The 18,120-nt window shown below is 62.1% G+C and carries 33 protein-coding genes; 2 read left to right on the top strand and 31 right to left on the bottom strand.

Translation table 11 applies throughout. The features are described from left to right. A partial coding sequence (locus F4Z81_08265; protein ID MXW05041.1) for a collagen-like protein occupies positions 1-163 on the bottom strand: 163 nt, incomplete at its 3' end. Between the two features lie 548 nt (positions 164-711). Between F4Z81_08265 and F4Z81_08260 the strand changes: the two genes are divergently transcribed. Further along, positions 712-1,347 carry a uracil-DNA glycosylase gene (locus F4Z81_08260; protein MXW05040.1) on the top strand — a complete coding sequence of 212 codons (636 nt, stop codon included), beginning with the start codon at positions 712-714 and terminating at the stop codon, positions 1,345-1,347. A 175-nt stretch (positions 1,348-1,522) separates the two neighbouring features. Continuing rightward, positions 1,523-2,887, top strand: a complete 1,365-nt coding sequence (locus tag F4Z81_08255) for an ammonium transporter (protein ID MXW05039.1) — start codon at positions 1,523-1,525, stop codon at positions 2,885-2,887. 127 nt (positions 2,888-3,014) lie between these two features. On the opposite strand, the gene F4Z81_08250 is transcribed toward F4Z81_08255, so the two are convergent. The 30 genes from F4Z81_08250 to rpsJ form a co-directional block, all read right to left on the bottom strand. Beyond that, positions 3,015-3,461 carry a 50S ribosomal protein L17 gene (locus F4Z81_08250; protein ID MXW05038.1) on the bottom strand — a complete coding sequence of 149 codons (447 nt, stop codon included), beginning with the start codon at positions 3,459-3,461 and terminating at the stop codon, positions 3,015-3,017. A gap of 52 nt (positions 3,462-3,513) precedes the next feature. Next, positions 3,514-4,503 carry a DNA-directed RNA polymerase subunit alpha gene (locus F4Z81_08245; GenBank protein ID MXW05037.1) on the bottom strand — a complete coding sequence of 330 codons (990 nt, stop codon included), beginning with the start codon at positions 4,501-4,503 and terminating at the stop codon, positions 3,514-3,516. A 60-nt stretch (positions 4,504-4,563) separates the two neighbouring features. Further along, positions 4,564-5,193: a 30S ribosomal protein S4 gene (gene rpsD, locus F4Z81_08240; GenBank protein ID MXW05036.1), complete on the bottom strand. Its 630-nt coding sequence runs from the start codon at positions 5,191-5,193 to the stop codon at positions 4,564-4,566. A gap of 82 nt (positions 5,194-5,275) precedes the next feature. Further along, positions 5,276-5,671 carry a 30S ribosomal protein S11 gene (gene rpsK / locus F4Z81_08235; GenBank protein ID MXW05035.1) on the bottom strand — a complete coding sequence of 132 codons (396 nt, stop codon included), beginning with the start codon at positions 5,669-5,671 and terminating at the stop codon, positions 5,276-5,278. 30 nt (positions 5,672-5,701) lie between these two features. Then, positions 5,702-6,076 carry a 30S ribosomal protein S13 gene (gene rpsM, locus F4Z81_08230; protein ID MXW05034.1) on the bottom strand — a complete coding sequence of 125 codons (375 nt, stop codon included), beginning with the start codon at positions 6,074-6,076 and terminating at the stop codon, positions 5,702-5,704. A gap of 28 nt (positions 6,077-6,104) precedes the next feature. Then, a complete protein-coding gene (rpmJ, locus tag F4Z81_08225) occupies positions 6,105-6,218 on the bottom strand; it encodes a 50S ribosomal protein L36 (GenBank protein MXW05033.1) in 114 nt (37 codons plus the stop codon). 100 nt (positions 6,219-6,318) lie between these two features. Next, positions 6,319-6,537 (bottom strand): translation initiation factor IF-1, encoded by a 219-nt coding sequence (gene infA, locus F4Z81_08220; GenBank protein ID MXW05032.1) that lies wholly within the window; start codon positions 6,535-6,537, stop codon positions 6,319-6,321. A 70-nt stretch (positions 6,538-6,607) separates the two neighbouring features. Beyond that, positions 6,608-7,165, bottom strand: coding sequence for an adenylate kinase (locus F4Z81_08215; GenBank protein ID MXW05031.1), 558 nt, complete (start codon positions 7,163-7,165; stop codon positions 6,608-6,610). 75 nt (positions 7,166-7,240) lie between these two features. Continuing rightward, positions 7,241-8,566, bottom strand: coding sequence for a preprotein translocase subunit SecY (secY, locus tag F4Z81_08210; protein ID MXW05030.1), 1,326 nt, complete (start codon positions 8,564-8,566; stop codon positions 7,241-7,243). Then, a complete protein-coding gene (locus tag F4Z81_08205) occupies positions 8,563-9,009 on the bottom strand; it encodes a 50S ribosomal protein L15 (protein ID MXW05029.1) in 447 nt (148 codons plus the stop codon). Before F4Z81_08205 ends, secY begins: the two co-directional genes overlap by 4 nt. 35 nt (positions 9,010-9,044) lie before the next feature. Continuing rightward, positions 9,045-9,242: a 50S ribosomal protein L30 gene (gene rpmD, locus F4Z81_08200; GenBank protein MXW05028.1), complete on the bottom strand. Its 198-nt coding sequence runs from the start codon at positions 9,240-9,242 to the stop codon at positions 9,045-9,047. 3 nt (positions 9,243-9,245) lie between these two features. After that, the gene (locus F4Z81_08195; protein MXW05027.1) at positions 9,246-9,749 is read right to left on the bottom strand and encodes a 30S ribosomal protein S5; all 504 of its coding nucleotides are present in this window, start codon (positions 9,747-9,749) and stop codon (positions 9,246-9,248) included. Positions 9,750-9,824: 75 nt separating this feature from the next. After that, complete coding sequence (locus F4Z81_08190; GenBank protein ID MXW05026.1) at positions 9,825-10,199, bottom strand: 50S ribosomal protein L18; 375 nt, start codon at positions 10,197-10,199, stop codon at positions 9,825-9,827. A gap of 22 nt (positions 10,200-10,221) precedes the next feature. Continuing rightward, positions 10,222-10,761, bottom strand: coding sequence for a 50S ribosomal protein L6 (locus F4Z81_08185; GenBank protein MXW05025.1), 540 nt, complete (start codon positions 10,759-10,761; stop codon positions 10,222-10,224). Positions 10,762-10,785: 24 nt separating this feature from the next. Then, positions 10,786-11,184: a 30S ribosomal protein S8 gene (rpsH, locus tag F4Z81_08180; protein ID MXW05024.1), complete on the bottom strand. Its 399-nt coding sequence runs from the start codon at positions 11,182-11,184 to the stop codon at positions 10,786-10,788. A gap of 35 nt (positions 11,185-11,219) precedes the next feature. Further along, the gene (locus tag F4Z81_08175) at positions 11,220-11,405 is read right to left on the bottom strand and encodes a type Z 30S ribosomal protein S14 (protein MXW05023.1); all 186 of its coding nucleotides are present in this window, start codon (positions 11,403-11,405) and stop codon (positions 11,220-11,222) included. A 79-nt stretch (positions 11,406-11,484) separates the two neighbouring features. Continuing rightward, positions 11,485-12,033, bottom strand: a complete 549-nt coding sequence (gene rplE / locus F4Z81_08170) for a 50S ribosomal protein L5 (GenBank protein MXW05022.1) — start codon at positions 12,031-12,033, stop codon at positions 11,485-11,487. 13 nt (positions 12,034-12,046) lie between these two features. After that, positions 12,047-12,271: a 50S ribosomal protein L24 gene (locus tag F4Z81_08165; protein ID MXW05021.1), complete on the bottom strand. Its 225-nt coding sequence runs from the start codon at positions 12,269-12,271 to the stop codon at positions 12,047-12,049. A gap of 75 nt (positions 12,272-12,346) precedes the next feature. After that, the gene (gene rplN, locus F4Z81_08160; protein ID MXW05020.1) at positions 12,347-12,715 is read right to left on the bottom strand and encodes a 50S ribosomal protein L14; all 369 of its coding nucleotides are present in this window, start codon (positions 12,713-12,715) and stop codon (positions 12,347-12,349) included. An 85-nt stretch (positions 12,716-12,800) separates the two neighbouring features. Continuing rightward, positions 12,801-13,064, bottom strand: coding sequence for a 30S ribosomal protein S17 (gene rpsQ, locus F4Z81_08155; GenBank protein ID MXW05019.1), 264 nt, complete (start codon positions 13,062-13,064; stop codon positions 12,801-12,803). Continuing rightward, positions 13,061-13,321: a 50S ribosomal protein L29 gene (locus F4Z81_08150; GenBank protein MXW05018.1), complete on the bottom strand. Its 261-nt coding sequence runs from the start codon at positions 13,319-13,321 to the stop codon at positions 13,061-13,063. Before F4Z81_08150 ends, rpsQ begins: the two co-directional genes overlap by 4 nt. 27 nt (positions 13,322-13,348) lie before the next feature. Further along, the gene (rplP, locus tag F4Z81_08145) at positions 13,349-13,765 is read right to left on the bottom strand and encodes a 50S ribosomal protein L16 (protein MXW05017.1); all 417 of its coding nucleotides are present in this window, start codon (positions 13,763-13,765) and stop codon (positions 13,349-13,351) included. Positions 13,766-13,852: 87 nt separating this feature from the next. After that, a complete protein-coding gene (gene rpsC / locus F4Z81_08140; protein MXW05016.1) occupies positions 13,853-14,518 on the bottom strand; it encodes a 30S ribosomal protein S3 in 666 nt (221 codons plus the stop codon). A gap of 77 nt (positions 14,519-14,595) precedes the next feature. Further along, positions 14,596-14,934: a 50S ribosomal protein L22 gene (locus tag F4Z81_08135; protein ID MXW05015.1), complete on the bottom strand. Its 339-nt coding sequence runs from the start codon at positions 14,932-14,934 to the stop codon at positions 14,596-14,598. Positions 14,935-14,969: 35 nt separating this feature from the next. Then, positions 14,970-15,257, bottom strand: a complete 288-nt coding sequence (gene rpsS, locus F4Z81_08130; protein ID MXW05014.1) for a 30S ribosomal protein S19 — start codon at positions 15,255-15,257, stop codon at positions 14,970-14,972. A 26-nt stretch (positions 15,258-15,283) separates the two neighbouring features. After that, positions 15,284-16,108: a 50S ribosomal protein L2 gene (gene rplB / locus F4Z81_08125; GenBank protein MXW05013.1), complete on the bottom strand. Its 825-nt coding sequence runs from the start codon at positions 16,106-16,108 to the stop codon at positions 15,284-15,286. A gap of 22 nt (positions 16,109-16,130) precedes the next feature. Beyond that, positions 16,131-16,424: a 50S ribosomal protein L23 gene (locus F4Z81_08120; protein MXW05012.1), complete on the bottom strand. Its 294-nt coding sequence runs from the start codon at positions 16,422-16,424 to the stop codon at positions 16,131-16,133. After that, on the bottom strand, positions 16,421-17,053 hold the full coding sequence (gene rplD, locus F4Z81_08115; protein ID MXW05011.1) for a 50S ribosomal protein L4: 633 nt from the start codon (positions 17,051-17,053) through the stop codon (positions 16,421-16,423). Before rplD ends, F4Z81_08120 begins: the two co-directional genes overlap by 4 nt. Before the next feature lie 41 nt (positions 17,054-17,094). Continuing rightward, positions 17,095-17,718 carry a 50S ribosomal protein L3 gene (locus tag F4Z81_08110; GenBank protein MXW05010.1) on the bottom strand — a complete coding sequence of 208 codons (624 nt, stop codon included), beginning with the start codon at positions 17,716-17,718 and terminating at the stop codon, positions 17,095-17,097. Positions 17,719-17,729: 11 nt separating this feature from the next. Beyond that, a complete protein-coding gene (gene rpsJ / locus F4Z81_08105; protein ID MXW05009.1) occupies positions 17,730-18,047 on the bottom strand; it encodes a 30S ribosomal protein S10 in 318 nt (105 codons plus the stop codon). Positions 18,048-18,120 lie beyond the last annotated feature (73 nt).

The raw sequence follows: 18,120 nt of genomic DNA, 5'->3' as shown, positions 1-18,120 counted from the left end.
CCCCACCCCCCGCCACAGCCGGACCAGTCTCACCCGGAGCCCCATCAGCACCCGCCGGACCTTGCGGACCGGTCGAACCCTGCGGGCCCGCCGGACCTGCCGGCCCCGCCACACCAGCGGCACCCGTGGGGCCAGCCGGACCTGTCTTACCTTCGCATCCCATCAGGGACAAGCCGAAGGCCAATACAGCAATTATGAGGTAATGCATTGTGTTCTCCCGTTTATGGAAACACTACTAAAAGGAATGACGAAGATATGAAACTGACCTATATCGCCTCCTTTCCCGCGAATGGATCGGTTGACTAAATTGCCAGACTCAAGACTGCGAATTACTGACTTCAAGACTGTTCAGATTACAGGCCGAAATTGGGTTCTTTCGTCTTAAATATGAATAAGTCGAGCATTAGCAAGTGGCTGGCTGATTACTCGCTTGAAGCCGATGAAATCGGGCGCTACGCGAAATTTCGTGCCGGGATATGAGTCAGTGGAGGGGTGGTACAACAGGGATTGGAAAAACGGGGCGAATGAGAAAGGCTCCCCGTTTCAACGGGTGCGTGCATCACCCGTAATGAACGCGAGGAGCCTTATTGGACTCGGTGCAGATGATTTGACCTGCGTATCACTGGCTGTTACTCTAAATTACGGCCTAAAATGGAATAACGGACTTCGTTGTTCTTTGTAATGGAATAGTAGAACCATCCTTTCGTCACCATGACCCCTTCATCGTTCGTCGAAGACCTCCAGCAACTCGAGTTCGATCATGTATTCAACCCGTATACGGATCGCTGCCCGGTTCACGATCGGGAAGACGCCCCCGAACGGCGGTCCGTGAACCTTCTGTCTGTGCTTGAAGCCGCGGCCGGACGGCGCGTGGACGCCCTGTGGATCGGTCGGGACTACAGTTACCGGGGCGGCCGGCGAACCGGCCTGGCGTTCACCGACGACGCGCATCTGGACGAACACGCCCTCAGGTGGGGATTGACGTTGCGGCGTCCGACGGGGGACGCCGTGGTCAGGGAACGCTCGGCCAGTGTCGTGTGGAACGTATTGTCCCGCATCGGGGCGACGGTCTTCCTCTGGAACGTCTTCCCCTTCCATCCCCACCAGCCGGACCATCCCTTCAGCAATCGATCCCATGTCGCCGTGGAACGCCGTTCCGGTCAACACCTGCTCGAGCAACTGATCCACATGCTGGAACCGGCCGCTATCATCGCCGTCGGTAACGACGCGGAAAAGGCGGCGCGAAGGCTCGCGGGACCGGCAAAGGTCGTGAAGGTGCGCCATCCCAGTTACGGGGGGCAGACCGAGTTCCTGGCCGGCATGGAAGCGTACTACGGTCTCAGATGATTGCGTTTTATCTATCTTGACGAAACAGTTTGATCCTTGTAGAATATCTCGACATTCTACGAGACCAATCCACATCGCTGTTCATCACCTTTTCACCCGCCATCATCGGTGTCAGCCGGGAGATCACACCATGAGTGCATTCTACGAATTCCTCGTTACACGCAGGCCTCGCGGTATGCCGGCGCTGAAACTGCTGGCCGTGCTGACCGCCGTGGTTTGCGGCGCCGGGACCGCGTACGCCCTGGCCGAGCACGAAAGCACTGCCGTCGAGGCGCCGGACCAGTTCGTGTTCAACACCATATCGTTCATGCTCTGGGGCGCCCTGGTGATGTGGATGTGCGCCGGATTCACCATGCTGGAATCGGGTTCCGTGCGGACCAAGAACGCCTCCATGATCTGCCTGAAGAACATCGGCCTCTACTCCATCGCCGGGATCGCCTACTACTTCATCGGCTACAATCTCATGTACGTCGACGTGGGGAGCTACATCGGATCCTTCTCGATCGGCTACGGTCCGACGACGGACGAGATCGCCCTGGTCAACGGAACGGAGAGCGCCGCCGCCGAAGTGATCGCGCTGGGCTATTCCACCATGTCGGACTGGTTCTTCCAGATGGTTTTCGTTGCCACGGCCGCGTCCATCGTCTCGGGCGCGCTGGCGGAAAGAGTCAAGATCTGGTCGTTCTTTATCTTCGTCCTCGTCCTCACCGGGGTCATCTACCCTGTCGTCGGCGCATGGACCTGGGGCGAGGGATGGCTCAGCCAGCTGGGATTCAAGGACTTCGCAGGCTCCACCATCGTCCACAGTACGGGCGGATGGGCGGCCCTGGCCGGCCTGATCGTCGTCGGGCCCAGGCTCGGCAAGTACCGCAAGGACGGTTCGGTCAAGCCCACGCCGCCTTCCAACGTGCTGGTGGTGACCCTGGGCGTCTTCATCCTCTGGCTCGGCTGGTTCGGGTTCAACGGCGGTTCGCAGCTGGCCCTGGGCAGCCCCCTGGACGCCGTGGCCATGAGCCACGTGCTGGTGAATACTAACCTGGCCGCCGCGGCCGGCGCGCTCATGGCGCTCTTCTGTGCGCGGCCCGTCTTCGGCCGCACCGATCTCTTCGCCTGTCTGAACGGCGCCATCGCGGGCCTGGTCTCGATCACCGCGGGCCCCGACATGGTCCAGCACTACTGGGCCATCATCATCGGGGCGATCGGCGGCGTCATCTGCACGGTCGGCATGAAACTACTTGAATCGGTGAAGATCGACGACGTGGTCGGCGCCGTGCCGGCCCACCTCTTCGCGGGCATCTGGGGTACGCTGGCGGTGTGCATCGTGAGCGGCGGAAACGTCGGTGTCCAATTGATCGGCATCCTCGCGATCGGCGCCTTCGTCTTCCTGGTCTCCTGGGTGCTCTGGAAGCTGATCGACGTGGTCATGACCGTCCGGGTGACGAGCCAGGTCGAACGGCTCGGGCAGGACGTGGCGGAACTCGGCATCGAGGCTTATCCCGAGTTCGTGCTCATGCCCGAGGAACAGGACGACGACCAGTAATTGGCGCCGCGCGGGCGTTGGCGGGCGTTGGCGCGTCTCGCGTCCCACAACGAAAAAGGCGGCAACCGCACCGGGTTGCCGCCTTTTTCTGTTCTAAAACGATTGGGAGTTTTTCACCGCGGGCCTTTCAGCCGGTCTCTTCCTCCTCCGTCGTCTCTTCCTTCGTTTCTTCCGCTTTCTCTTCGGTCTTCTCGTCGGCCTGGTCCTCCGCCGGTCCTTCCCGGTCGATCAACTCGAGTATCGACATGTCGGCGGCGTCCCCCTGCCGGTGCCCGACACGTACGATGCGCGTGTATCCACCGGGCCGGTCGGCGTAGCGGTCGGCCAGCGGACCGAACAGCTTCGCGACCACGGATTCGTTGCGGATGACCCGGAGCACCTGCCGCCGGGCGTGCAGGTCTCTGCGTTTGCCGAAGGTGATGAGCCTTTCCACGAGGCGGCGCACTTCCTTGGCCTTCGCCGTGGTGGTCTGCACGCGTTCCGTGTCCAGCACCGATGTGGCCAGATTGCTCAACATCGCCTTGCGGTGGCTGGGAGAGCGGCTGAGACCGCGCCCCTGCTTTCGATGTCGCATTCCTTATGCTCCTGTCCAGACTGCCGGAATGACCTGCGGGCAGGTCATTCGATTACGTGTTTTCCGCTTCGACTTCGACGTACTCTTCGATATCCATGCCGAATCCAAGTTCCATCTCCTGGAGGATCTGGCTCAGCTCGGTCAGCGACTTGCGGCCGAAGTTCCGGTATTTCAGCATTTCGGTCTCGCTCTTCTGCACCAGGTCCGCCAGCGTCTTGATGTCCGCCGCGCGAAGGCAATTGCTGGAGCGGACGGAAAGTTCCAGTTCCTCCACGTTCATCTGCAGCAGCCTCTTGATCTCTTCGGCCTTCTCGTCCACTTCCTCTTCGGGCTCGGAGATGAACTGGTCGTCTATGGAGATGAACAGCTGGAGGTGGTTCCGAAGGATCTGGGACGCGGTGGACAGGGCGTCCTGGGGACCCACGCTGGCGTCGGTCCAGATTTCCAGCACGAGCCGGTCGTAGTCCGTGCGCTGGCCGATCCGCGTGTTCTCCACCTGGAAATTCACGCGCGTTACCGGGGAGAACATGGCGTCCATGGGGATCACGCCGATGGGCTGGTCCGGCATCTTGTTCTGCTCGGCGATCACGTAGCCCCGCCCGCTGTCGACATGGATCTCCATGCGCAACTGTCCGCCCTCGTCCAGGGACGCGACATGAAGATCCGGATTGAGAATCTCCACGTCGGCGTCCGTCTGAATGTCTTCGGCGGTAACGTCGCCCTTGCCTTCCGCTTCGAGCATCAGCGTCTTGGGCTCGTCGCTGTGCAGGATGAGCCGCAGTTCCTTGAGGTTCAGGATGATCTCGGCCACGTCTTCCACCACGGCAGGCATCGTGGAGAACTCGTGGGCGACGCCGTCGATCCGGACGCCGACCACGGCCGCTCCGGGCAGGGAGGAAAGCAGGACCCTGCGGATGGAGTTGCCGATCGTCGTCCCGAATCCCCGCTCCAGCGGCTCGATAACGAACCTGGTGTAGCCATCGGTTACTGTATCGTCTTCGACTAAGACGCCTCTCGGCATCTGGAAATTCTTTAATTTCATAGCGTATGTTGCCCCTCGTCGCGCGCTTCGAGTGAACACGTGGATGGCAGTGTCACGGCCCTACTTCGAATACAACTCGATGATCAACTGTTCCTGTACAGGTGTCGGTATGTTCTCCCGGACGGGGGCTTCCAGCAACCGTCCGGCCAGCGTGGTCTTGTCCAGGTCCAGCCAGTTTACCGCCGGCCGCTGGTTCGCGGCGCTTAAGGAAGCGTGAATGCAGTCGAGTTGGCGGCTCTTCTCCTTGACCTGTATGGTTTCACCCGTACGGACGATGTACGAGGGGATATTGACAATGCGGTCGTTCACCACGATGTGGCGATGGCGGACCAACTGGCGGGCCGCTTTGCGCGACGGCGCGAAACCGAGGCGGTACACGATATTGTCCAGCCGGGTTTCGAGCAGCTGCAGGAGGCGTTCGCCCGTATTGCCCTTGGTCCGGGCCGCCTTCACGAAGTACGAACGGAACTGTCCTTCGCCGATTCCGTACGTCTTGCGCGTCTTCTGCTTTTCACGCAGGCGAAGCCCGTATTCCGTGGGTTTCCTGCGCCCGACGGAACCATGCTGGCCCGGCGGGAAAGCGCGGCGGTCCACCGCGCATTTCTCGGAAAAGCACCGATCGCCTTTCAGGAACAACTTCACGCCTTCCCGTCGGCAGATACGACAGTTGGCGTCCGTATAACGAGACATGTTTTCTCCTATTACGCTCGAACCGGGCGGCCTGCGCCAGTCGGACCACTAAAGGCCCCGGCGTCCGCCCGTTGATTCACGATCAGACGCGACGTCTTTTCGGAGGCCGGCATCCGTTGTGGGGAATAGGTGTTACGTCCTTGATGGCGGAAATCTCGAGGCCCGCGGCCTGCAGGGCACGAATGGCCGATTCGCGGCCGGCGCCGGGTCCCTTCACCCAGACCTCGACGCGCTTCAGTCCCAGTTCGATGGCTTCCTTGGCCGCGGCTTCCGCGGCGATCTGCGCGGCAAACGGCGTACTCTTCCGTGAGTTGCGGAACGTGCCTCCCTTGCCGCCGCTCGACCAGCTGATCGTGTGTCCCTGCAGATCGGCGAGGGTAACGATCGTATTGTTGAACGTCGCCTTGATATGGGCCACGCCTATGGAGTCCACATGCCGGTCTCGTCTCCGGGCGCGGCTTCGTCTTGCATTAGCCAACCTTCTACCTCCACGGTTTAAAGTTACTCGCTACGTCTTCTTGCGCTTCGCACCGATGGTGCGCCGCGGTCCCTTGCGTATTCGGGAATTCGTCCGGGTCCGCTGTCCCCGCACGGGCAGCCCGCGGCGGTGGCGCAGGCCCCGGTAACAGCCGATGTCCATCAGTCGCCTTATGTTGAACGTGATGTCGCCGCGCAGCGCGCCCTCGACCTGGTAATCGTTTTCGATGCTCTGGCGGAGCTTCGTGATCTCCCGGTCGGTCAGGTCCCGGACGCGGGTTTCCGGATCGATGCCGGTCGCGTCGAGCACCTTGCGGGCGGTTGTCAGTCCGATTCCGAAAATGTAGGTGATACCGATCTCCACGCGCTTGTCGCGGGGCAGATCGATTCCGGCGATACGTGCCACCTTGCCCTCCTTGGCAACTCAGTCGTTGCTATCCCTGCCGCTGCTTGTGGCGCGGGTTGCGACAGAGCACTCGCACGACGCCCCTGCGGCGGATGACCTTGCAGTGTTCACAGATTTTTTTTACCGAAGCGCGTACTTTCATCTTCCGGTCCTCGTGTTACGGTTCGTTTCCGCTTGCGCCGGGTTCCCTGTCGTTACCGTGCCCCGGATGCAGCCTTGCCCGGATGCAGCCTTGCCCGGGCTTACTTGTAACGATAGGTAATCCGGCCGCGTGTCAGATCGTAGGGCGACAGTTCCACCATGACCTTGTCACCCGGCAGGATCTTTATGAAGTTCATGCGTACTTTGCCGGATATATGGGCCAGTACCCTGTGGCCGTTTTCCAGTTCAACGCGAAACGACGCATTGGGCAAAGGCTCCACCACCGTACCTTCCACCTGTACAGGGGGTTCTTTCGGCATGGGTTTCAACCTCTCACCGTTTGGCCGCGTCTTGCTGCTTAAGGCGGCCATGGTCGGTTTCCGGCCCGGCTTACGCCTTGCGGGCCAGGCACGTCAGTATGCGTTGCGTTACTTCCTCCGGCGTACCATCGCCGTCGATCCGTTTCAGCATGCCCGCCCTGTCGTAGTAATCGACGAGCGGCGCCGTAACCTTTCGGTAGACTTTCAGCCGGTGGCGTATGGTCTCCGGCGCATCGTCCAACCGGTTCCTCATGGCCAGGCGGTCGATCACCGTACCGTCGGGCACCTCGATGTTGAGCACCACGTCCACGGGAGCGCTCATGCGCTCCAGCGCCGCTTGCAGGAAGTCGGCCTGGTTCAGGTTTCTGGGGAAGCCGTCCAGAATGAACCCGGCCGCGCAATCGGCCTCGCGCAATCGGTTTTCCAATATGGCCTGCGTCACGGCATCGGAAACCAGTTCGCCCCGGTTCACGAATTCCGATATCCTGCGCCCGACCTTGGTCCCTTCCTCCATCTCCCGCCGCAACAGTTCGCCCGTTGAAACGTGCGGAATGCTGAATTTCCCCGACAGCCTCGTTGCCTGCTCGCCTTTTCCCGCCCCCGGTACTCCGAGTAGTATCAGTCGCATAACCTGCTTACCTGGCGCCCGGACGCCGGGCCGGCCAAGCCGGCCGCAAGACGCCTGGCACAAAGGTTCCGAAGCCTAGCCCGCCCGGCCGCGTACGCGGCCGCGTTTCATGAATCCCTCGTAGTGGCGGGACACGAGATGCGACTCGATTTGCTGGAGCGTGTCCAGGGCGACGCCCACCACGATCAGCAGCGCGGTGCCGCCGAAGAACGAAGACGCGCTCAGTGAGACGTTCATGCTTCGGATGATGAGAAACGGCACGATGGCGATGATCGCCAGAAACACCGAGCCGGGCAACGTAATGCGTGTCAGAATGTGATCGAGATAGTCCGCCGTTCTTTTTCCGGGCCGGATCCCCGGGATGAATCCGCCGACGCGCTTCATGTTGTCCGCCACGTCCACGGGGTTGAATATGATGGATGTATAGAAGTACGTGAAGAATACGATCAACAGTCCGTACATCGCGTTGTAGATGAAGGCGCCGGGCTGAAACCACTCCACCATGGTCTGGAACACGGCCATGTTCGGGAAGAAGCTCGAAAACGTGCCCGGCACGAACATGATCGACTGGGCGAAGATGATAGGCATCACGCCGGCGGCGTTGACGCGCAGCGGCAGGTGCGTGCTCTGCCCGCCGTACACCTTGCGGCCGACCACGCGCCGCGGGTACTGTACCGTGATCCTGCGCTGTCCCTGCGTGATCAGCACCACCGAGGCGATGATCAGGACCCACACGGCCACGATGAAGATCTCGACGAGACCGCTGCGCAGCCCGTTCATCACCGCGTCGATCTCGCTCTTGACCGCGATGGGGAACTGGGCGATGATGCCGACGAAGATGATCAGCGAGATGCCGTTCCCGATGCCCCGTTCCTGGATCTGCTCGCCCAGCCACATCAGGAATATGGTGCCGGTCGTCATCGTAACGACCGTCACGAAGATGAATCCCGCCCCGGGATCGATGACGGCGGAGCGGCCCACCTCGTCTCGGATGTCCTGGAGCCAGTAGCTGATGCCGAGCGCCTGTACCAGCGACAGCACGACGGTGCCGTAGCGCGTGTACTGGTTGATCTTCTTCTGTCCTTCCTGTCCCTCCTTCTGGAGTTTCTGCAGGTACGGCCACATGGACCCCAGCAACTGCAGGATAATGGACGAACTGATATAGGGCATCACGCCGAGGGCGAAGATGGTCGCGCGCTCGAACGCGCCGCCCACGAACATGTTGTACAGCCCGAATATGGTCCCGCCCATCTGGCTGAAGAAGGCGCTCAACACCTCGTGGTCGATGCCCGGCGTCGGGATCTGGCCGCCGATCCGGTACACCGCGAGCAGACTGAGGGTGAAGATGATGCGCCGCCGCAGTTCCGGGATCCGGAATACGTTCTGGAAAGCCTCGATCATCCGGAGATCACCTCGACCGATCCGCCCGCCGCCTCGATTTTCTGCCGCGCCGTCTCACTGACCTTGTGGACGCTTACCTTCACGGGCCGGTCGACCTCGCCTTCGCCGAGGATCTTGACCGGGTCCGTGGATTTCCGGACCAGGCGCTTTTCCGCCAGCGATTCGGCGTTCACGACCGTCTCCTCGTCCCACCCCTCGAGATCGCGAAGGTTGACGATCTGGTAGGTCTTGCGGAACAGATTGGTGAACCCGCGTTTCGGCAGCCGCCGCACGAGGCGCATCTGCCCGCCTTCGAAAGACGGGTGAATCTTCTTGCCCGACCTGGAACGCTGGCCCTTGTGCCCCCTGCCGGCGGTCTTGCCCGTGCCGGAGCCTGGCCCGCGGCCGAGGCGCTTTACCTTGCGCACCGCGCCGGAGGCGTGTTTCAAACTGTCGACTTTCATAACAGCCGTATTCCTTTCTTCACGAAACCCGCCGGCTACTCGTCGTCCGCCGTGATGGTTTCCACTTCCACCAGGTGGCCGACGCGTGCGATCATGCCCTGTATCTGGGGCGTGTCGTCATGCACGGCGCTGTGGTGCAACCGTCGTATGCCCAGCGCTTCCAGGGTCCTTTTCTGCCGCCGGTGCCTGCCGATGGCGCTCTTCCGCTGTGTAATGCGCAGTCGCGTCGCCATAGTCTACCCTTTCAGTTCCTCGATATCCACGTCGCGCGCGTCGGCGATCTCGGAGGCCACTTTCAGATCGAGCAGTCCCTGCAGCGTCGCCTTGGCCACGTTGTACGGGTTGGAGGAACCGATCGATTTCGTGAGGATATTGTGTATGCCCGCCGACTCGAGCACCGCGCGGGCCGCATCCCCGGCGATAACGCCCGTACCGGGGGACGCCGGTTTCAGGATCACTTCCGCCGCGCTGAACCTCCCGATGACGTCGTGGGGGATCGTGCCTTTGACCACCGGCACCCTGTGCAGGTGCTTCCGGGCCGTTTCCGTGGCCTTGCGGATCGCCTCGGACAGTTCCAGGGCCTTGCCCATGCCCAGGCCCACGTGACCGTTTCCGTCGCCCACGGCGATCAGCGCGTTGAAGCTGAACGTGCGGCCGCCCTTGACGACTTTGGCAACCCGGTTGATATCGACCAGGCGTTCCGACGACAGATCGAACTCATCGGGATTGATTCTCGGCAATTTAGGCTCCCTTCATCAGAATAACACGCCGGACGTTCCGGCCTTTAGCGGCGCGACCAAAGCGTCGCGGACTTTCTAAAACTCCAGTCCGCTTTCGCGCACGCCGTCCGCGAGTTCCTTCACCCGGCCGTGATACCGGTATCCACCGCGGTCGAAGGTCACGCTGGACACGCCCTGCGCCTTCATCTTCTCTCCCAGCACCTTGCCCACGATCCTGCTCTGTGCCTTCCGGTCCATCCCCGATTCCAGCTGCGACCTGATCTCGGGCGTGTTGGTGGAAAGGGACAGCAACGTGGCGCCCGCCGTGTCGTCGATGACCTGGGCGTAGATGTGCTTGAGACTCCTGAATACATTCAGTCGCGGCCGGGCCGCATCGCCCCGGATGGACTTCCTTACCCGGCGATGGCGGACCTTCCGCATTCTGGCTTTCTGTTGCGTTTTCCTGGACATGGTCCTTTTACCCGTCCTCCCGTCAGGCCGCCCCGGTCTTGCCGGCCTTCCTGCGTACCTGTTCGTTGTCGTAGCGTATGCCCTTGCCCTTGTAGGGTTCCGGCTTCTTGAACGACCGGATCACCGCGGCCACCTGGCCTACGAGCTGCTTGTCGATGCCCCGGACCGTAATCCGGTTGCCATCGGTCACCTCGAGGTCCACGTCCGGCGGCGCCTGGAAGATCACGGGGTGGGAATACCCCAGGGTGAGCGTCAGGTTGCTGCCCTTGAGCTCCGCCCGGTAGCCCACGCCGACGATCTCGAGCGTTCGGTCGTACCCGTTGACGACGCCTTCCACCATGTTGGCGATCAGTGAACGGTTCAGCCCGTGCAGCGCGCGCGACTGCCTGGACTCGTTCTGGCGGGCTACCACCAGGTGCCCGTCTTCCAGTACGGCGCTGATCTGCGTGGGTATCCGGTGGGAAAGCTCGCCCTTCGGACCCTTCACCTTGACGGTCCGGTCGTCTATCGATACCTGGACCCCGTCCGGGATCGATATCGGCAGTTTACCTATTCGTGACACCCCGACTCCTTCCGGTGTTCCTGGCTACCAGACGTAGCACAACACTTCGCCGCCCGTATTCAGCTGGCGCGCTTCGCGGTCCGTGACGATGCCTTTGGGCGTGCTCAAAATGGCCACGCCGAGGCCGTTCAGGACCCTGGGCAGGCCGTCCGCCTTCACGTACACCCGCCGGCCGGGCTTGCTGATGCGCTTCAGCGTGGAAATGATCGATTCGCCCACCGGTCCGTACCTGAGATAAATCCGGATGATGCCCTGTTTCCCGTCTTCCACCTGGGTATAGTGGCTGATGAACTTGTGGTTCAGCAGGATACGGGCGATTTCCGCTTTTACCTTCGAGGCCGGCACTTCGACCCGCTGGTGCTTCGCCTGGCACGCGTTGCGTATCCGGGTCAGCATATCCGCGATCGGATCCGTCATTGACATCTTGCGGTTCTCCCTCTCGAATCAGCCCCGTGCCGCTACCAGCTGGCCTTTGTCACACCCGGAATCTCGCCCTGCAGGGCCAGCGTCCGGAAACAGATGCGACAGATTCCAAAGCGGCGCATGTAGGCGCGGGGGCGTCCGCACTGCCTGCAACGGCTGTACGCGCGCACCTTGTATTTCGGCTTTCTATTCGCCTTTGCGATCAACGACTTCTTGGCCACTCGTCCCCCTCTCGGAATTTCAGATTTCCGGCTCGAAACCGGCGGTCCGCTTGGTCCGGCCCGCCCTGCCCGCCGGACCCTACACCGGCTGATCCCTGAAGGGCATGCCGAGATGCCTGAGCAGCTCCGCACTCTCCTCGTCGGTATCCGCCGAAGTTACGATCGTGATGTCCATGCCCCGGAACAGGTCGACCTGGTCGTAGTCGATTTCGGGAAAGATCGTCTGCTCGGTCAACCCGAGGGTATAGTTTCCCCGACCGTCGAACGACCTCGTCGACACGCCGCGGAAGTCGCGGATACGGGGGATCGCCACGTTGATCAGGCGATCGAGAAACTCGTACATGCGGGCGCCCCGGAGGGTCACCCGGCAGCCGACAGGCATGCCTTCCCGTATCTTGAAGTTCGAAATGGACTTCCTGGCCCGGGTCACCACGGCCTTCTGCCCGGTAATCGCCGTCAGTTCCGAAACGGCGCTGTCCAGCAGGCTCGCGTTCTGCGATCCCTCGCCCACGCCCATGTTCAGGACCACTTTCTCGATGCGCGGCACCTGCATGGTGTTGCCGTAGCCGAAGTGCTGCAAAAGCGCGGGCCTGATCTCGCTGTTGTATTGTTCTTTCAATCTTGCCATGTTCGTATTCCCGTTATCCCTCGGCGATCACTTTCACGTTGGACGCGTGCAAGGGGGCCTCTTTCTCGAGCCGGCCGCCCTGCGGATTGGTCTGGGTGGGCCGCGTATGGCGCGTAACGAAGTTCAGCCCTTCCACGATGACCTTGTTCTTTTCCGGCAACACCTTCAGCACCCGTCCGGTCTCGCCGCGGGCATCGCCGGTGAGCACTACGACGGTATCGCCCTTCTTGACATGCATCCGATCAGCTCCTTCCCACCGGCATTCCGTTCGCCGGGCAACCCACCGGCATTCCGTTCGCCGGGCAACCGGGCCCTAGAGGACCTCGGGGGCCAGCGAAACGATGCGGGTGTATTCGCGCTCGCGCAGTTCCCGGGCGACGGGGCCGAATATGCGCGTTCCCCTCGGTTCGCCCTGGTCGTCGATCAGTACGGCCGCGTTCTCGTCGAACCGGATGTAGGTCCCGTCGCGGCGCCGCACTTCCTTGCGGACCCGCACGACCACGGCTTTTACCACCTCGCCCTTCTTCACCGAACCGCCGGGAGCGGCTTCCTTCACCGATCCCACGAACCGGTCGCCCACGCTGGCGTACCGCCGGCCGGTGCCGCCCAGGACCTTGATGCAGCGGACCTGCCGGGCGCCCGTGTTGTCCGCGACGTTCAACCAGGTATACTCTTGAATCATCTTGTTTCTTTCCCGTTCGCCGTCTTCCTGATCCTGCGCCATGCCTTTAGGAAGACTGGACCTGTTCCGACTGGACCTGTTCCGACTAGACCTGTTCCGCGCGCTGGATGACTTCCGTCAGCCGCCAGCGCTTGTTCTTGCTCAGCGGACGCGTCTCCGTGACCCGGACGATATCGCCGATCCGGCACGTCTGTTCCTCGTCATGGACCGTCAGCTTGGTGGTGCGCCGCACGTACCTGCCGTAAAACGGATGCTTCACCATCCGTTCGACGGCGATGGTGATCGTCTTTTCCATCTTGTTGCTGGTTACGCGTCCCACGCGGTTCTTCCTGTGTCCCCGCTCCTTCATGCGTCTTCTCCCGGATCACCCTGTCCGTCTTCCCGGTTCTCATCGCCCGCCGTCTGGATGGATCGGATCTGGAGTTCATCCTCGTGCAGTAGCGTTAGAATCCGGGCGATTTCCCGGCGCGACGACGAAATGCGCTTCGCATCCGCCATCTGCCGCGTCGCCTTCTGAAAATTCAGGTTGAAGATCTCTTCCCTCAGTTCGGCCACCCGGTCGCGGAGCTCTGTCTCGGACAGTTGACGAAGTTCGTACAGTTTCATGCCTTCCCTTCCTCGAGAACAGGCCCGCTAGAGGTCTTCGCGGACCACCAGTCGGGTCTTGACCGACAACTTCTGCTGGGCCAGCGCGATGGACTCCCGGGCCATATCGGAGGCCACGCCCCGCAGTTCGAAAAGAATGCGTCCGGGCTTCACCACGGCCACCCAGTTTCCGGTGGGGCTGCCCTTGCCCTTTCCCATGCGCGTTTCGGCGGGCTTTTCGGTGAGGACCTTGTCCGGAAAGATCCGGATCCACACCTTGCCGCCACGCCGCATGTGATGGACCATGGCGATACGGGCCGCTTCGATCTGCCGGTTGGTGACCCAGCCCGGTTCCAGCGCCTGAATACCGTAATCGCCGAATTCAAGCGTGGCGCCGCGGGTCGCGATGCCCGTCATGCGGCCGCGCTGTCTCTTGCGGTACTTCAGTCGCTTCGGCATTAACATCTCGATATCTCCTCGAATATCCCCGTCTGGTCGCGTACGCGGCGGGCAACCGGTCCCAAAGGGCCGAATCCCGCCCGGCGACCCGTCCTATAACGTCGCCTGTCCTGCCCCGGCTTCCCCTTCTTCACCCTTGATGATTTCGCCCTTGCAGATCCACACCTTGATACCGATGCACCCGTAGGTGGTGTGGGCGGTGGACCGCGCGTAGTCGATGTCCGCCCGGAGCGTGTGAAGCGGTACGCGTCCGTCGTTGAAGGATTCGGACCGGGACATCTCCGCGCCGCCGAGCCGGCCGCCGCAGGTGATCTTGATGCCCTCGGCGCCCATGCGCATGGCCGCGGTGATGGATTTCTTCATGGCCCTGCGGAAACTGATCCGCTGTTCGATCTGCCGGGCGATGCTGTCGCCGATCAACTGGGCGTCCAGTTCCGGACGGCGGATCTCCTGTATGTTGATGTAGATCTCTTTACCGGTCAGATGCTGAAGTTCATCCCTTAGCTTGTCCACTTCGGCGCCCTTGCGTCCGATCACGATGCCGGGACGGGCGGTGTGTATGGTAATGGTGGCCTTCTGCGGCGCCCGCTCGATTTCGACCTTGGCGATGCCGGCCCGCGTGAGGCGGCTCTTGACGTAGCGGCGGATCATGAGGTCTTCCTGCAGCAGATCCGCCATGTTTCGGTCGGAATACCAGTTGGACTGCCAGGTCTTGATCACGCCAAGACGGAAACCGATCGGATGTGTTTTCTGGCCCACTTCGTCAACTCCTGTCGTCGGGACTCCCGGGTGAATGGCCGTCCGCGCCTGTCCGGTTCAGTCCGGACTAGTCCAGGCTAGTCCGCGACCACCACGGTGATATGGCTGGTGCGCTTCCGGATCGTGGACGCGCTGCCGCGGGGGCCGTAATGGATGCGTTTCATGACCGGACCGCCGTCGACGTAAACGGTCTTGATCTTCAGGTCCTCGATATCCAGCGTGTGTTCGTCGTCCACGTTCATGGCGTTCGCCGTCGCGGAACGCACGGTCTTCTCGAGCGGCCGGGCGCACGCCTTGGGCACGAACTGAAGAATGTTCAGGGCTTCCTGCACGGACCGGCCGCGGATCATGTCCGCCACCTGGCGTATCTTGCGTGCGGAGCCGCGTACCTGCCGCGCCGTTGCACGGGCTTCCATCTTTTCTGTTCTCCCTGTTCTCTAGCGTCCGGTTATTACTTCAACTGCGTGGAACGTTCCGTGACCCGTCCGCTGTGCCCCCGGTAGGTGCGCGTCGGCGCGAATTCACCGAGCTTGTGGCCCACCATGTTCTCCGAGATGTAGACCGGAATAAACTTGTTGCCGTTGTGAATGGCCAGCGTATGGCCGACGAAGTCCGGCGTGATCGTGCTGGCGCGGGCCCAGGTGCGGACTACCCGCTTCTCGCCGGTCCGGTTCAGTTCGTCGATCTTCTTCTTGATGCTGTCGTCAATGTACGGTCCCTTCTTGACCGAACGGCCCATCATCGCCTCCCGCGATCTTCCTTCGACTATTTACGCCGCTTGATGATCTGCGAATCCGATTTCTTGTTCTTCTTCCGCGTCCGCAAGCCCTTGGTCTTCTTTCCCCACGGAGACACGGGGTGCCGGCCGCCTGAACTCTTGCCTTCTCCACCGCCCATGGGGTGATCCACGGGGTTCTTCGCCACGCCGCGGGAATAGCCGCGCCGCCCCAGCCACCGGGCGCGCCCGGCCTTGCCGAGCGATATGTTCTCGTGGTCCGTGTTGCCCACCTGTCCTATCGTGGCGGAACAGACCTCGGGTACCCGCCGGATTTCCCCGGAGGGCAGGCGCAACTGGGCAAAGCCTCCGTCCCGCGACATCAACTGGGCGGCCCCGCCCGCGGACCTTACGAGCTGTCCGCCGCGCCCGGGCGTAAGCTCGATGTTGTGCAGCATCGTACCCAGGGGGATGTGGTCCAGGGGCATATGGTTGCCGCTCCGGATCTCCGCCTGGCTTCCGGACATGACCGTATGGCCCACCGACAGGTCGAGCGGCGCGAGGATGTAGCGCTTCTCGCCGTCCGCGTAGTGCAGCAGCGCGATCCGCGCCGAACGGTTCGGATCGTACTCGATGGCATGGACCCTGGCCGGGACGCCGGTCTTGTCGCGCCGGAAATCGATGACGCGGTAGCGCCGCTTGTGGCCGCCGCCGCGGTGGCGGGCCGTCGTCCGTCCCAGGTTGTTCCGCCCGCCCGATTTCTTCAGGGGACGGACGAGGGAGGACTCCGGCGTTTCCTTCGTGATCTCCTTGAAGGAGGACACGGTCTTGAACCGCTGGCCGGGGGTCTTGGGTCTGAATGTGCGTACTGCCATAACTTGTATTCCTCTTCGGCGATCAGGTTCCCGTGTACAGGTCGATGATATCGCCGTCGGCGAGTTTCACGATGGCCTTCTTCCAGTCGGGCCGGCGTCCCTCGAAACGTCCGAGACGCTTTACCTTGCCCTTCATGCGGAGCGTGCGCACCGACTCGACCTGCACGTCGAAGATCTCTTCGATGGCCCGCTTGATTTCCAGTTTGTTCACGTCCCTGGCCACTTCGAACACGTACTTGTTCTGCTCTTCCTGGAGCACGTGGTTCTTCTCCGTCACCAGGGGGCGGGACACGATGGCCCGTGGGTCCTTCTTCATGATTTCAACGCCTCCTCCACCTGCTTCAGCCCCTCGCGCGTAAAGATAAGGCAGTCGCTGCGCAGAATCTCGTGCACGTGGGTGTCGGTGGCCACGTTGATGTCCACGTCGACGATGTTGCGGCAGGACTTGTACACGGCGTCGTCGCTTCGGTCCATGAGCACCAGGCACTTCCTGTCGCGCACGTTCATGTTGGACAGCACGGAAACCATCTGCCGCGTCTTCGGCGCATCGAATTCGAGCGACTCGATCACGAGCACGGAACCACTCTGCGCGCGGGTCGAAAGCACGGACTTGAGCGCGAGGCGACGCACTTTCTTCGGTATCTCGTATCGGTAGTTGCGGGGCTTCGGCCCGTGGGCCCTGCCGCCCCCGATGCGAACCGGGGACCGCCTGGAGCCCATGCGCGCCCTGCCCAGGCCCTTTTGCCTGAACATCTTCTTTCCGGTGTAGGACACTTCCGAACGGGTCTGCGCGCTGGCCGTGCCCTGCCGCTGGTTGGCACGGTACATCTTTTCCGCTTCGTACATGGCGTGCGCATTGGCGGAAATGCCGAAGACCGATTCTTCGAGATCGATCTGGCCCTGTTCCGTCCCGTCGCTGTTGAACAACTTCGCTACTACCGGCATGATTTCTCCCAACGTGCCTTCTTCAGGTCCGGGCCTTCGGCCTAACCTGCCCGGTTGATCAGTACGTATCCGTTCCGGTGTCCCGGCACCGCGCCCTTCACCAGGAGGATGTTCTTCTCGGCGTCCACGGCGACCACCTGCAGGTTCCTGACGGTCACGCGCTTGTTGCCCATCCGACCGCCCATGCGGGTGCCCTTGAAGACCTTGGACGGCGTCGCGCTCTGCCCGATCGATCCGGGATGGCGCCAGCGGTCGCTCTGTCCGCGGGTCTTGTCGCCGCCGCGGAAACCGTGCCGCTTGACCACGCCCTGGAACCCCCGGCCCTTGAAGTAACCCGTCACGTCCACGAGTTCGCCGGTCTCGAAAATGTCCGCGCCGATGACCTGGCCGGGCTCGCAGGCCTCGATGTCCTCCACCGCGACCTCCCGGACGATGCGCTGCGGTTCGACCTTCGCCTTCTTGAAGTGGCCCTGCAGCGGCCGGGTCGTCTGCTTCTCCTTCTTCGCTTCGAAACCGATCTGCGCCGCCTCGTAGCCGTCGCGTTCCAGCGTCTTCACCTGGGTGACGTAACAGGGACCCGCCTCGATCACCGTGACCGGTACCGCGTCGCCGTTCTCGGCAAAGACCTGGCTCATCCCGATTTTCCTGCCGATCAGTCCGTGCATCTTCGAGGCTCCTACACCCTGATTTCTACGTCCACGCCGGCGGGCAGGTCCAGTTTCAGGAGCGCGTCCACCGTCTGCTGCGACGTGTCATAGATATCGATAAGGCGCTTGTGCACGCGCGTTTCGAATTGTTCCCGCGACTTCTTGTCGATAAAGGGAGAGCGCAGGACGGTATACACGGTCCGTTTCGTCGGCAACGGTATGGGTCCCATGACCCGCGCGCCGGCCCGCTGCGCCGCCTGGGTGATCTCCCTGGCCGACTTGTCCAGCATGGCGTGGTCGCAGGCCTTCAGCCTGATCCTGATCTTCTGGTCCGCCTGGTTGGCCATGACGGCCTCCTTCTCCCTTGCTACTCGATGACTTCGGTGACGACGCCCGCGCCGACGGTCCTGCCGCCTTCGC

The sequence above is a fragment of the Gemmatimonadota bacterium genome, assembly GCA_009835325.1.
Taxonomy (GTDB): domain Bacteria; phylum JAAXHH01; class JAAXHH01; order JAAXHH01; family JAAXHH01; genus JAAXHH01.
The sequence above is the reverse complement of the archived record's forward strand: the minus strand, read 5'-3'. Positions and strand labels throughout refer to the sequence as shown.